At 42.9% G+C, this 14,495-nt stretch carries 12 protein-coding genes and 2 riboswitches; of the genes, 3 read left to right on the forward strand and 9 right to left on the reverse strand.

The window, feature by feature from the left end:
* Positions 1–279: 279 nt before the first annotated feature.
* A riboswitch (SAM riboswitch) is annotated at positions 280–386 on the forward strand.
* 89 nt (positions 387–475) lie between these two features.
* The gene (locus tag Q1B03_RS21745) at positions 476–1,792 is read left to right on the forward strand and encodes a Na+/H+ antiporter NhaC family protein (RefSeq protein WP_299746910.1); all 1,317 of its coding nucleotides are present in this window, start codon (positions 476–478) and stop codon (positions 1,790–1,792) included.
* 408 nt (positions 1,793–2,200) lie between these two features.
* Here the strand turns inward: Q1B03_RS21745 and Q1B03_RS21750 are convergent, their stop codons facing one another.
* From Q1B03_RS21750 to Q1B03_RS21780, 7 genes are all read right to left on the reverse strand, one after another.
* Entirely contained in the window at positions 2,201–2,956 is a 756-nt protein-coding gene (locus tag Q1B03_RS21750; protein WP_299746913.1) for a (S)-benzoin forming benzil reductase, read from the reverse strand.
* 104 nt (positions 2,957–3,060) lie between these two features.
* On the reverse strand, positions 3,061–3,846 hold the full coding sequence (locus tag Q1B03_RS21755; RefSeq protein WP_299746916.1) for a divergent polysaccharide deacetylase family protein: 786 nt from the start codon (positions 3,844–3,846) through the stop codon (positions 3,061–3,063).
* Between the two features lie 125 nt (positions 3,847–3,971).
* On the reverse strand, positions 3,972–4,445 hold the full coding sequence (locus tag Q1B03_RS21760) for a helix-hairpin-helix domain-containing protein (protein WP_299746919.1): 474 nt from the start codon (positions 4,443–4,445) through the stop codon (positions 3,972–3,974).
* Positions 4,446–4,461: 16 nt separating this feature from the next.
* Positions 4,462–6,441, reverse strand: a complete 1,980-nt coding sequence (locus Q1B03_RS21765) for an ABC transporter permease subunit (RefSeq protein ID WP_299746922.1) — start codon at positions 6,439–6,441, stop codon at positions 4,462–4,464.
* A 138-nt stretch (positions 6,442–6,579) separates the two neighbouring features.
* A complete protein-coding gene (locus Q1B03_RS21770) occupies positions 6,580–7,290 on the reverse strand; it encodes an EAL domain-containing protein (RefSeq protein WP_299746925.1) in 711 nt (236 codons plus the stop codon).
* 90 nt (positions 7,291–7,380) lie between these two features.
* A riboswitch (cyclic di-GMP riboswitch) is annotated at positions 7,381–7,461 on the reverse strand.
* 104 nt (positions 7,462–7,565) lie between these two features.
* On the reverse strand, positions 7,566–8,150 hold the full coding sequence (locus Q1B03_RS21775) for a DNA-3-methyladenine glycosylase (RefSeq protein WP_299746928.1): 585 nt from the start codon (positions 8,148–8,150) through the stop codon (positions 7,566–7,568).
* Positions 8,151–8,246: 96 nt separating this feature from the next.
* A complete protein-coding gene (locus tag Q1B03_RS21780; RefSeq protein WP_299746931.1) occupies positions 8,247–9,296 on the reverse strand; it encodes a P1 family peptidase in 1,050 nt (349 codons plus the stop codon).
* A 175-nt stretch (positions 9,297–9,471) separates the two neighbouring features.
* Between Q1B03_RS21780 and Q1B03_RS21785 the strand changes: the two genes are divergently transcribed.
* Together Q1B03_RS21785 and Q1B03_RS21790 are read left to right on the forward strand one after the other, a co-directional pair.
* Positions 9,472–10,233 carry a CAP domain-containing protein gene (locus tag Q1B03_RS21785; protein WP_299746934.1) on the forward strand — a complete coding sequence of 254 codons (762 nt, stop codon included), beginning with the start codon at positions 9,472–9,474 and terminating at the stop codon, positions 10,231–10,233.
* Between the two features lie 166 nt (positions 10,234–10,399).
* Positions 10,400–11,263, forward strand: coding sequence for a DUF4097 family beta strand repeat-containing protein (locus Q1B03_RS21790; RefSeq protein WP_299746937.1), 864 nt, complete (start codon positions 10,400–10,402; stop codon positions 11,261–11,263).
* A 38-nt stretch (positions 11,264–11,301) separates the two neighbouring features.
* On the opposite strand, the gene Q1B03_RS21795 is transcribed toward Q1B03_RS21790, so the two are convergent.
* Together Q1B03_RS21795 and Q1B03_RS21800 are read right to left on the reverse strand one after the other, a co-directional pair.
* The gene (locus tag Q1B03_RS21795) at positions 11,302–12,030 is read right to left on the reverse strand and encodes a YqcI/YcgG family protein (protein WP_299746940.1); all 729 of its coding nucleotides are present in this window, start codon (positions 12,028–12,030) and stop codon (positions 11,302–11,304) included.
* Positions 12,031–12,181: 151 nt separating this feature from the next.
* Complete coding sequence (locus tag Q1B03_RS21800) at positions 12,182–14,380, reverse strand: FUSC family protein (RefSeq protein WP_299746943.1); 2,199 nt, start codon at positions 14,378–14,380, stop codon at positions 12,182–12,184.
* Positions 14,381–14,495 lie beyond the last annotated feature (115 nt).

The following is a 14,495-nucleotide window of genomic DNA, read 5'->3' on the forward strand; positions in this document are numbered from 1 at the left end:
TAAAGGCAAAAGGCGCCTTTCCGGCGTTCTCGTCTTATGCTTGTCGGGCCTGAGCAAGCCGCCTCCGCTTTTGTTTCGTCCAGCTACGGCGGCTAGCCCCTCGAGGTCATAAGCCAATAACGCCATAAAGGCAAAAGGCGCCTTTCCGGCGTTCTCGTCTTATGCTTGTCGGGCCTGAGCGAGCCGCCTCCGCTTTTGTTTCAAAAATTCCCGTTTGACTTTTTTGAGTAAACCCTTTAAAGTATGGAAGTATATTTTAAATCAACTAAATAACATATCTTCTTATCCAGAGAGACGGAGGGACTGGCCCTGCGATGTCTCGGCAGCGGACTCAGGCTTTGAGTGCTGTGCCACATCCAGCAAGCGTAAAGCTTGAAAGATAAGAGGAGTGTTTCGTTCTATTGAAACCTCTTCTTATTTTTGAAGAGGTTTTTTGTATTTTACGAAATTGAACAATGACAAAGGAGTGTTAGGAATGAATCAAGAAAAAGGAAATTTATTGGCATTACTGCCTTTAATTATATTTGTTTCTCTGTTCCTTGGAGCAGGCATCATTTCTGGAGACTTTTATGCTTTTCCTGTATTAGTATCAATTATCATTGCATCCGTTGTAGGTCTGTTGATGAACCGGAAAGAGACGTTAACGGCTAAGATTGAGCGTTTCGCTAAAGGAGCCGGTCATCCTGATATCATGATCATGGTCTTTATCTTCCTTTTAGCAGGAGCTTTTTCAGGAGTAGCTGAAAAGATGGGAGCTGTTGATTCTACCGTAAACTTTGCCCTTTCCGTGCTGCCTGGTAACTTGATTATTGTAGGATTATTCATTATCGCTGCTTTCATTTCGTTATCGATGGGAACATCCATGGGGACGATCGCAGCACTCGCGCCAATCGGTGTCGGGATTAGTTCAGGAACAGATATTTCCATGCCGCTTGCCATGGCAACAGTCATTGGAGGAGCGATGTTCGGAGATAACTTATCATTTATTTCTGATACGACAATCGCAGCCGTTCGTACACAGAAAACGGAAATGAAGGATAAATTTAAAGTCAACTTTTTCATTGTATTACCTGCGGCAATCATCACAATGGTGATTCTTCTTGTTCTTACTATGGGGAATCAATCGACTGTCGGAGCGGAAAGCTTTAATTGGATTAAAATCCTGCCTTACCTTGGAGTGATCATCGGTGCTCTTGCAGGACTAAATGTGTTTGTTGTATTGTTAGGCGGAATTGTTTTAGCCGGAATTATTGGATTCATTGATGGAAGCTTTACCCCGGCAAGTTATTTCGGGAGTGTAGCCGATGGGATGACTGGCATGGCAGAGATTGTAATCCTTTCTGTACTGATTGGCGGGGTTGTTGAACTAATCCGTCATAACGGCGGGATTCAGGCTTTACTTTATCACGCCACCCGCAAAATCAAGTCTCCTCAGGGAGCACAGCTTGCTACAGCAGGATTAGTGAGTTCTACTAATCTTTGCACAGCAAACAACACGATTTCGATCATCATTGCCGGCCCCCTTGCTAAAACAATTAGTGAAAACTATGGAGTTGACGCCCGTAAATCAGCCAGTATCCTTGATATTTTCTCTTGTTCCGTTCAAGGGTTAATTCCATACGGAGCGCAGGCTCTGTTAGTGGCTGAAGTGGCAGGCATATCACCGATCAGCATTATCCCATATGCCTTCTACCCGATCTTAATTGCTGTTTGCGGCATTATTGCCATTCGATTTGCACTACCAAAATTCACACGCAAAACAGCACCTGACGCAAACCCGGTGCGATCTTAATAAATGAGAGTAGAGAGACAAATCCTTTGGGGTTTGTCTCTTTTTTGCGAAAAGAGAGTTATCACGGTAGGTAGATGAACGAAAATAACAAATATAGGAGACGAATTAAATCATTTCGGCAAATCTTCTTTGATTTTTATTCAAACTTGGACTTTTTTGTGTTGTTGGTTAAAAATTTTCCACTTCATCAGCACATTCCCATAAAAACCCCCGATTTTGCCTTTTAAACCTTAATTGTAGGGCCGTGGATATTATTGTTGTGCCACTTTCGAGGAAACTTGTGCCACTCTCATCCAAAATTGTGCCACTTTTGCAGTTTATTGTGCCAAATTGTGAATACCGCTAATCATTATTGTTTACAGCCCAAAATTCAAAAAGCAGATCCCCTTCCAGGAATCTGCTTTCTTTTTATAATAAATCATTTACATGATAAAGCTTACCACTTTCAAGTTCGCTTTCTGTCACAAGCTTGACCAGTGCATCTGCCACCGTATCTGTTTCACGAAGCATGCCTTCCTCTTTATATCGCTGAAAGGCTTCTACATCGACAAAGGCTTCTTTAGAGGATGAACGGATTTCTCCTTGCATATCCGTATTCATCACACCCGGGCTGAAGGCAATCGCTTGATGGCGGCTATGCTTTTTAGAAAGCTCTAAGCTTATGGTTTCTGTCAGCATGTTCACACCGGCTTTGGTTGCGCAGTACGTGCTCCATCCGTAAACAGGGCGACTTCCTGCTCCTGAGCTGATATTGATCATGATCATCTTCGAGTCAGAACCCCGTGCTGCTTTTATCATCTCATTGGTAGAGATCATGGGAGAAAGTAAATTCACATGCACACTCGTTTCGAGAGCTTGGTTTTCTACTTCACCAGACCGATTGATTGGTGTCACCACACCGGCATTATGGACAACATAGACTCTGTCCGGTTGATATCCGAATACCTTCGTCCCCACTTCACGGAAGACCGCTTCTGTTTCTCCTGATTGTGCAAGATCGCATGGAAAGAAGTCATACGATACCTCTTTTTCCCCGGCAAGCTTTTGCAGTCTTTCGTTATTTGATCTGGAAACATTGATCAACCCTATGCCTTTTTCAATAAATAGCTTGGCGATCGATTCACCTAAGCCTCTTGTTGCTCCCGTTACAATTGCATAATCCATATCGAATCATCTCCTTCTTACCTTCTGATTATAAGGGAGGGTCTTCTTATATCAAATAAATAAGCATTGGTTTAACAGAAGATTTACAAAGAAAGAGCACACCATCAAGGCATGCTCTCATCAATCAAATGATATTCAGGTATTAAATCTGACAGTGGTACAATGGATGCTTTTTTCTCATAAAGTGGAAGAAACTCTTCAAGCATGGTTGCGACCTTGATTCCTGTGACCCCGACATGACCTATGGCAATGGTGGAAGTGTCACTGTCCAATTCTTTAGAAAGGAGCTTGGCTTGCTTTCCGATATGCTGGACGGTATAGACATCATCAAAGAATAATTCATTTTCAAGATAGGGAACGTCCAATTCTTTCGCAAGCTTGGGAATGACGCTCTTTCCTGTTGTTTTACTATCCAAATAAAATAAACCCTTTTCCTTGCATACCTCTAAAACGATCCTCATGACCCTCTCATCAGCTGTAGCTTTTGAACCCATATGGTGATTGACGCCTACTGCGTAGGGAACCTCTTCAATCGCCTTTTCTACTCTTTTCCGGATTTCGTCATTTGAAAGTGAAGTGGTGATTGCCCCTGGCCCAAGCCAACTTGCTTTCCCTGACATCGGTTCCATGGGTAGATGGACGATGACCTCATGGCCAAGCCCATGTGCCTTCTCCGCATCTTGCCTTGTTGTGGGCAGAAAGGGCATAACTGCAATCGTCAAGGTGACGGGTAATTTCAGGATTTCTTCTGTTCCCTTCATGTCGTTTCCTAAATCATCAATAACGATTGCGAGTTCATTGTGATGGGCTGGAAGGGGCAGAATGTTTCTTGCAGAAGATGACGCATGAAAAAAGAACGGCAATAGAAAACAGATGAATAGGACTCTCATCTTTCATCACTCCTTTTCCCTTATCATGTCCATTTTGAGGAGTATATACGAAAGAGGTCCGTCCCTGAAGAGAACGCATATAAATTAAGACAGGAAGCTGATTCTTTGCTTCCTGCCTTTTTAGTTTATGAGGTCCGTCCCTCATCCCAGGCTTTGGTTGGACGGTCACTGGGGTAACCGTGGGTTTGGCGGTAGTTTTTTCTTTGGGTGGTGAAGTCCCACCAGTTTTTGGTGGAGTTTGGATTGTTTGCGTGGTGGACGACGCACCTGAGGGAGTCTTCCACGCACGGGTCCATCCAGACGCCGTACTTCTTTTCCAGGTCTATAATGAGGTCTTCCCCTTTTTCATTCTTAATGTCTTCGTATGAATGAAATCCAAGATCTTTAACCACATTATGCGCCATATTCGGTCCGATCGACGGAATTCGTTGGAAAATGGACATGCCTACTAAGTACCGGGCTCTAGCCATAGAGATGTTTAGTTTTTCACTTAACACATCGGGAGACAGTTCGAAGATGTCTCCCAGTCTGATTTTCTCTTTACGAAGTGCCGATCTTTCCTCATCGGTTAGTGGTAATTTAGGACTCTTTCTACTCACTCTCTATCTCTCCCCTCTATCCCTTAAAGGATTGTTGCCGAACCAAATGGAAGTCTTCCACCACTGGACGGTAGGTTTTGTTCTTGACCAGCTCATGTTTATTCTTAATTGGAGTGTTGTTCACCAGTACCCCCACCTTTGTTTGCTGGATTTCCTTCACACCTTGTACAATCAACTGCATGGCGATGATGGCAATCATAAAGGCTGCTAACGGAGCAATGACAATCCAGTACTTTCCGGTCATCAGGGAATCTTTAGTGGAACTGATCAGACCTGACCATTCAAATGTTCCTGATTTCGGAGGATCGGGTACCAGTCCTCCTGTAATGATCGTTCCACCCAGGAACAGATGAAACAATCCCAGGTGCACAAGGATGAGAAGCGTTTGGATAAATTGCTGTCCCCATATAATGAATAGTCGTGGTGCCAGATGTGGGAATAGGTGCGTCCACAGCAAATGCCGATTACTTCCCCCTAAGAGCTTCGCCGACAGGACAAAATCCTGTTTTCCTAATAACTTCAGTTCATTCCCTATTAAAACTGTCGTTAACGGCAGCACAAGAATCGTCAAGACGACAGCTTCAAAAACGAGTCTTTCAAAAATGGAGTGTTCCCATCCCAAAACGGGCAATCCCCAAAGCACAGGTCTTAATAGAAGATACGCAATGAGACTTAAAGGCAGGAAATGAATGGAATCAACCATTCGATCAAGCCAGTTTTTCCTGTTTTCTTTTAAATGAAAATGATAGGCAATACCTAGATAGAATCCACCAATCACCCTTAGGGAAGCGACAACCAGTGCAAATAGGAGGGTATACTTTGCCCCGACAATCAGTTGATCGAGGATGCTATACCCGAAGAAATCGGAGCCTAAGATCATCTCTCCAAATGGTTTATGAGGAGGTGCACTGATGATTCGTCCCTCATCGTTCTTCATAAACTGAATTTGTTTAATCGGCTCTTCTTTCATGACTGGATAAAGGAAACTGATAACAATCAAGAGAAAGATGACACTAAAGCCGATGGCAAACTTCCCATTATGCATATGCTGCCACCAAACCCGTCTAATCGTAGAAAGCCAGCCCCATATCTTCCATTCATTCCACCTCGTTTTATTCCTTTTATATTTGGAATGATCGACGCTTCCCTCCCGATTAATCCATAGATATACACCTTGATACACAACAAAAAAAGGTGTGTAAATCATGATCAGCGAGATGGCTATGACCATCGGTCTGAAGTCCTGGACGATATAATACGTGATTCCTCTCATATTGAAAATCGTTTCAATGATAAATAAGCTCGACAGCATCCCCCAAATAATCAGCTTTCCATGATAAAACAGGCTTGGAGAAATATTTTTCAGTACGTGGGCAAAGAGGATCCTGCCTTTTGACATTCCCTTACTTTGGGCAAACTCTATATGTGGCTTAAGCATCTCTTCTTCCATAATAAAAAGAAGAATACGAAAGAAAGAGATCATGGGAATAATCGATAATGTGATGATAGGAGCAAGAAAGATCTTTTCATCCCCAAACTCTGTAAATTTCATTAATTCGAAGCCGAAATGCTTTATACCATACACAATGAGAAGCTGGAGCATAAACGCAAACATTAAGTCAGGTACCGTCTCAAATAGGTTTAATACTTTCTTTAGAGAAGACGTAACCCATCGGGGCAAAAACACTGTGAATAGTGTAAGGATGAATGCTATTCCCAGGCCCAAACCCAATGCTCCGCCGATAATCTGCAAAGAATACAGATAAGGTCCCCAAAGCATGTCCAGAAAATCGACGGTTATCCCTTTATAGGAATAGCTCCAATTTTCACGGTCCAAAAATACAAAAACAAATTTAATGAACTCTTCAAAGAATCCGACAAAATTATACAGACCCCTCTCCTTAAATACTTCAGGTGCGATACTCACGGCTAAAATACCAATCAACCCGAGAATATAATAGAACATAAATTTCAGCGGAAATGTGAGAAGCCTCATACCTTGATCCCCTTTTTTCTCTTTTTCCTCAGTTTAATGGAAATGTTAAATATTTTCAATTTTATTTCAATTCCGACAATACCACTGTAGGTTTCCACGAAAAAAGGTAACTCCCACACTTCAGAGTCACCATTCCATTTAAGCTAATAGTCGACTTGGCCTTCCCAGATAAAAGCCTTGTCCTATTGTAATCCCAATTTCCTCTGCCACTTTCATATCCTGTTTGGTTTCAATTCCTTCTAACACAATTAACGTATCCTTACCGTAAAATTGATTAAAAAAGGACAGGAATCGTTGTTTCTTATCATCTTGAGCCAGATTTAGAGCAAAATAGCGATCCAGCTTAATGATTTCCGGTTCATATTCAATGGATTTCTTGATGGAGGATGTCCCTTGACCAAAGTCATCAATCGCATACCATACTCCATATTGCTTAAGTTCTTTGAGTGACTCTTTTAATAATGGATTCTGCCAGAGTTCCTCCGCACTCGACTCATTAATCTCAAGTACAAGACGCCCCTTAATTTCAGGATGCTTCTTCATGAGGTCATAAAAATAGGTATGAAAGCTTGGGTGAAGAATCGTCGTAATATAAATATTAAGAAATAACTTACAGTTCTTCAATCCATTCTCTGAAAAGCTTTCAAGAGCTTTTGAAATGGATAAGGTATCAAGCTTATATAAGATATTCGCTTTCATGGCAGACTGAAAGACACTTTCAGGGTTTTCGTTATACTTGTTTCGTAACAGGCCCTCATATGCATAGAGGGATTGATGCTTGCCCATTTCATATAAGGGCTGAAAATCATGATAAATATAATCGTTTTGAAAAATAGTAAAGATGTTCATAGGACCCCTATACTCTCTGTTTATTTTTATAGAAGATGTCTAAATGTAAAAAAGCCTTATAAAAAAACCACACAAAAACGTATTCCTACGTTCGTATGTGGTCGGTTGCGCTACTAGCTCCCCTAAATGTAAGCGCCCATCTATCATTTAGGTTCAAAGCTCCCATTCGAATTGTCTGTATTCAATGAAATTAGTCTTATAAGAAAAATATACCACAAACGTAGTACTTATGGGGTATGTTTTCAATGGATATTAGAAAATTCTTAAAAAAACACTCATCTTGATACATACGGATTGTCTTTAACCCAAAACCTCCATGGATAATCCCTCGCTTCTCCAGTGTTTTCAATTCCTATTCGTTTTCCTTCTACAATGTTTTCTGGCTGGTATCCTCTTGAGATGATGAGAGGCGGTTCTAAATAGCTCCCTCCGTAGTCCTCCATTGTGATGCCTAACGCTTTCGTCAGCTTTCCTGGACCATTTGTCCAATTTTTCTTTATATGACCCGGCCTTCTTCTTTCCATAAGCCCCAACCCTTCAAGTGGTTCAACGGCTCTAATGAGAATCGCTTCAGGCTTCTCTCGTTCACCGCTCACTACATTCACTAAACAATGGGTATGCATAACATATGTATATATCCGGCCTGCTTCATGAAACATGACTTCCGTCCGCTTCGTACGCCTGTTTCCATAACTGTGAGCCGCTCGATCCTCAGGCCCTAAATAGGCTTCCGTTTCCACAATGTAACCTGATGCAGTTCCCTCCTCCGTCTCTTTCATTAATACACATCCCAACAGGGACTTTGCAAGCTCCAAAGTGGGTTGTTCGAAAAAGGAAGGCGGCATAGGCGTATACTTCATGATTTTCACTTCCTTTAACCAAATAGTCAGTACTCATAAGTATTGGTATACCCCATTTACTTGAGGGTTAAATATAATAGAATGTTTAGCTTTTATTTATAGCCTACCCTTAAACAAATCTAAAGGTATGGCTTCCACCTTCCGATCATTCCTGCCCGTTGTGGTTTCTGCTTTACAAAGAGAGTTCCAAATGGCTTCTTCTACGCTATCCACGGTCATTTCAAATAGGGTGGATATGATCGGTCCGTCTTCTTTAATGAAAGAGTAAAGAATCGTGTTATCATTGTCGGGCTGATGTGGAATCCGGTGAGCAGTAGAGAAAGCAAGAACAACATCACCACTTCCATGTGCTGCATACGAACCCGTTCTTGAAAGACCGAATGAAGCACGTTTGGCCAATCGTTTAAGCTGCCTTTCATTGAGAGGTGCATCGGTAGCTAAGATGATCATGATGGATCCATCGGGTATATCCATATCCTCCCCGGTGTGAAGGGTGGGAACCATTAAATCTTTTCTGTGGCCGAAATTCGTTAATACGAGTGCTCCCACTTTATACTTTTCATCTCCAAATGCATACTCCCTGGAGCTCGTCCCTATACCACCTTTATATCCTAAACAAAGCATCCCGGTTCCCGCTCCTACACACCCTTCTTCAACAGGTCCGGATTGTGCATGAAGAATGGCTTCCCTGGCATCTTCAGGCTTTACATGAAGGCCCCGGATATCATTGAGATAACCATCATTGCATTCTCCCACAACGACATTTACTGTCCCTGTTGTGTCGCCGATTTCAGGTGTTTCGCCCAGCATATATTGAACGGTCCCTTTTAACACATCCCCAACGGAAAGAGTATTCGTCAAGAGAATCGGGCTCTCAAGGACACCCAGCTCCTCCATTTGAATCGTCCCGACTGTTTTTCCAAAGCCATTGATTACATAGCTGGCAGCAAATATCTTTTCTCGAAACAGATTGCCTTCATGAGGTAATACCGCCGTAACACCCGTCCTTACCACGGTACCGTCATGCTCATAGTGAAGGGTTTTATGTCCAACCTTCACTCCCTCAATATCGGTAATACTGTTATTTTCCCCACATGTATACGAGCCGATACTACCTCCGATCTCCCGAAATCGTTTCCGTTCCATTAATGAAAAACCTCCTTCTTCCTTATCAGTAATTATTCGGGTCAAGAGCTCAAAACCCTTTTAAAACACAGAAGTAAACCCTATTTTTTACAGGGTAAAAATGAAGGCGGGAGTACATATTAAAGACTGTTAATGCCTGTTATAAAAGGTAATCAACAATATTGGAGGATCAAACATGAAAAAACGCTTTCTTTCGATAACAGTCTGTGCCGTCATCCCGTTTATGCTGATGACTGCCTGTAACACTAACGATACAAACGATAACCTGATGGATACACAGAACGTGAATTACGATCCGGTTTCCTATGGAAACAATGGACGAGATAGAATGGATGGGATGCAAGGAAACCAAACTCCCCTTCACCGTTTCATGGCTCCGATCGATCCAAATGGAGACTTACGCGAATTTACACACTTAGATCCAGGTGAGGAAAATACGCCTGGAAATGAAGAAGCCGGGCAGCCGAATCAGCCTGCACAAGAACCGAATACGGGTCAGCCCGAACCACCCACGGAACAGCAGCCTAAGCAGGATACACAGACTTCAGATGCAAATGGATTTATGAAGCAAGTAGTGGATTTGACCAACCAGGAACGCAAGAAGAATGGACTTAATGCCCTGAAGATGGATGGAGAGTTAGCGAATGTGGCGGAGATGAAATCAGAGGACATGAAGGAAAATGACTATTTCTCTCATACGTCTCCTACGTACGGATCTCCTTTTGAAATGATGGAGAATTTCGGGGTGGATTACTCCACGGCAGCAGAAAACATTGCCGTTGGACAAAAAACACCTGAATCTGTCGTTAACGCTTGGATGAACAGTCCCGGACACCGCAAAAATATTTTAAATAAACAAGTCACTCATATTGGCGTGGGAACAGCGAAGGATCCCAGTCAGGGGATTTATTGGACGCAGATGTTCATCGCGAAATAAAGGCTAAGACCGGTCACCTGTGATCGGTCTTTTCTATTCATTAGCCCACACCGAACTCGGCCTCTGGTCTGATTCAAAAATAATCCTATGGCTCATTGTGATGAACCGGCAGCTGCATTAAAATAATACTATAAAATGGAAAAACAAACCAAAGCGAGGGATTTTAATGAAAAATGCTTTTGCCGTGATCATTGCACTGCTTGCACTTGGAACGCTATACGTCATCCTGAATGACAATACATCGTTATTTGCTAAAGAAAGTCAGTCAGGAGAACGCATCGGGGTAACGGACAGAATCGATCACATCGAACTTAAAATGGAAGGCAGCGACACAGAAGTCATTCCTACAGACCAGAATGAAGTCAAAGTTGATATCAAAGGAAAAGGAACACTGACTTTAGCTGAAAAAGGTGACACCATTGAAGTGGCTGTAAAGCATAAATGGTATGAATGGGTAGCATTCAACCGCAAATCGAACGTAACCGTATACATTCCAAAAGAGTATGATCGAAGCCTCGAAATCAATATTGGCTCCGGTAACCTGCAATTTGCCGGAGAATCCGAAAAGAATCGAATGAAGCTCGATGAGTTATCCGTGGAGATGGGTTCCGGAAACATGATTCTCGAAAATCTTGAGACGAATGTATTCGAACATGATGGTTCTTCCGGAGACTTGGTCGTGAATGCTCTCTCCACAAAAGAAGGTAATGTAGACATCAGCTCCGGGGATGTAGAATTGTCGAACTACGAAGGTCCTCTGGAAGGTGACTTATCATCTGGCGAATTAACGGTCTCGATGGACACTCTAAAGGGAGACCTGAATTTTGATGTAAGTTCTGGAGGTGTCAACCTGGATTTACCTGAAGACGCGAGCTTTAAGCTGAACGGAAAAGCAAGCAGCGGAGATATCTCCTGCAACCTCCCATTAAAGAATCAGAAGGTAGACAATGGAGACATTTCAGGTGTGGCAGGGTCTGGTAAATACAACATCAATGTTTCCGTTTCCAGTGGGAATGTCGATATCTATTAAGAAAAAGAGTGTCAGGCCGCGACCTGACACTCTTTCTCTTATTTATGGTGAAAAGGGCATTTGCCCTCGATCGGTACCACATCGTCTCCAATGAAGTATTGCTTCCACTCACGGTGTTCAGGATCCCCGTAATGGCTGATATTCGGGTGCTTCGGTAAGCCGTCCCACTTCTCGACCCGCTCCCTTACTTTCTCACGGGACATAATGCCACCCTTTGACGTTCCTTCCAACCCTTCAAAGATCCTTCTCGGCTGAAAGCCTAATACCAAGCTATTTCCAAGGTCTCTCGTCTTTCGCTGCTTATAAGCAGGAGCATTCCCAAACACGAAAAACGGCTCCCCGGCAAACGAAAACGCCCACAAATGATGATCCGGATCCTCCGGATAATCCTCAGGCCAAGCCTCCTCATCCTCATCATGAAGAAACTGCAGAATCTTCCAGAAATACTCACGATAATGAGGGACGGACCTCTCCTCATCCTCTGGTTCCACAAACAAAAAGAATCCGTGACGAATCAGCCGCTCACCTTCTGGTACATCGAACAAGTCGATAAACTCTTGAATCGTTTCGGGAAGATGCTCCCAATTATCGTGACTTATATACGAATACCGAAGCTCTCCTTTTTTCTCTCCGGTCATACCGAAGTAACAAGGAAACGTTCGATCAGTTACTACCTCGTGAAAGTTCTTATATTCTTCTATCACCCATTGGGGAACAAGATCAGGGTTTTTCATATCTTCTTTTATCAGTAATAAGCTTTTCGCCATTTGCTCCACCTCACCATTATAAAAATGTATAGATGGTATGGTTTTCCCGAAGAGTGTAGGGTTAAAACAATTTCTGACAAGAAGTTATCTAAAACGACTATCCCGACAGGTGGAATAAGCGCAATAAACAAAAGGGTAAAGCGAATTCGCTTTACCCTTTTGTTTGAGTTTCCTTCACTTCCGCGCCCAATTCCTCTCCAAGTGCCACAATCGATTGATTGATTTTCCACACATAGTAGAGGTGATGAATCAGATCCATCTGTGACTTCAGTCTGCTTGGTGCCAGGGTTTCGATCTTTTCCCTTTCCACACTTATACTCCAAAGAACTTGTGCGTTCTCTTTTTCTTTTAGCAGCTCACGTAATGTTTCGATGTTATGAGTGATTTTCTCTTCTGTCTGCTTAAAAACGCTATTTAGTTCATCGGAAACCTTTGATGGTACTTTTCTATGGGATGAAGCAAGCAGATGCTTCGCATAGTAGTTGGTGGCTGTCACCACTGTGATCCAACGGCCGATCCCCGATCGTGTCATGGATCCAGGTCGTTGCAGAAGCGATTGTGCTTCATCCTTTATACTCTGAAGCTTCTGATCGAGATCAAAGGCTTGATCTGTTAATGGTTTTTCATCAATATTCGTAAAGGTTTTTATATAGGAAGAAACATAGCCTCCAAGCTCTTCAAGAAAATCATCAAAGGCGTCTGCCACCTTGTCCTTCGTTTTCTTTGGAAATACAAATGCCGAGACAGTCAGGGCAATCAGCGCTCCAGCAATTGTATCAATGACCCGTGCCCCCATCAGCTGCATGCTGATTCCGCCTAGCAGCAGGTCATACATAAACGCAATGAGCATTGTAATGAACAAGCTCATTAGAGTATAAGAAACCGTGAAGAGATAGAAGGCCAGGAACAGAACGACAAACAGAAGAAAAACTTCAAGCTCAGAATTTCCTGAAACGAGTTTTGCCGCTCCGAATCCAAGTATTGCTCCGATCACCGTTCCGACCGATCGCTGAAAGGCTTTCATGTAGGTTCTTCCTACTGACTCTGTACCAATTTGAATAATAAAGGTCGTTAACAGCACCCAGTAGGGCTGTGCAGGAGCAATCAGCTCCCCAACGATAATAGCTAGTGTACCTGCTACAAGAGATTGAATCGCCTTACGTGTAGACGGTTTTAAACTCTTAGTCTCTTCTTCAGGCTTATTCTCTTTTCCCTCATCTTCAGACTCGTCCTTATTCTCTATGTTCGTTTCCTTGCTTTCTGAGACTTTCAGTGATTCTTGAATGGTGATGGCTGCTTCCAGGACATGATTGGCAATGGACTCAATACGCCTTAGAAGGTACACCCAGCCCTTAGGCTTTTCTTCTTGATTCAACATCTCTGATAACAGAAAACGAAGGGCCTGGATGGCTTTTTCCGCTTCTTCAAGTGAACGGGGATCATAATCCTGAGCCAGTACCTCGGCATCACGGAGCGAACGAAGAACCCAAACCAACAGGCGTCTAAGCTCCTTAACCTCTAAGGCATCCAACTCCTTGAGCCGCTTCAAAGAATCGGTTAACGTCTGAATCAACATCTCTGTATCAAAAACATATAGACGCAATTGCGAAGGCTCGATACCTGGCCAAAGCTTCTTCAAATCATTCTCATTGATATCACTGGCTACGATTCTTGCATACTCATTCAGCCTTCGAACATTTCGATCGAGAAGCTTCCTACGTTTACTACTCGTATCCGGATCCTCTATCATCTTCATTAAAATCGTAAACGTCAAATTTGATTGAATATGAAACGAACGCATGCTTCTTCGTAAGACATGAACCGAACCTTTAAAGATAATGAAATTATAAAGAAAAGCGTACATGACACCAATCACAATCCCAATATAAAACCATGATAGATGCGCCACATCAAGCTGCAGAATCGACGAAATATAAATCGACATAAATCCTGCCATTCCCATGGAAAAATACCGGATGGCAAAGCGGGAGAAGTAAAAAGCGCTGAATATCGCTCCTACCAGTAGAGTATTCACCACGAGACTATAATGGGCAAAGGCGGAGCCTAATGTGATTCCAACCGCTACCGCCACACCGATCAACGGGGTCGTGACCTTCTTTTTAGCCGTTGTGTCATCCATGACGACGAAAATCCCGAGCATCCCCACCATCCCTGACACAATGGCCGGTGTAATCGCTGAGTGATTAAATAGTTTTAATAAAAATAGCATCGTAAATACGGCCGATATTAAGCTGATCGTTGCCTTACCTGCCTGCTGAAATCTCTTCCGGCCCGGGTCTGATGCAAGGAACCTCCCCAGCCATACATACTGTCTATGTAACTGTTTCATTTATCATCATACCCTTACTTTCAAACCGTTTTTCATTCTCTATTATCGTACCCTTCCCAATAAAAAAGTAACCTGGACTGCGGAAGCAGCAGGTTACTCTTTATTCGCTGGTGCA

The sequence above is a fragment of the uncultured Rossellomorea sp. genome (assembly GCF_947488365.1).
In the GTDB taxonomy this organism is placed as follows: domain Bacteria; phylum Bacillota; class Bacilli; order Bacillales; family Bacillaceae_B; genus Rossellomorea.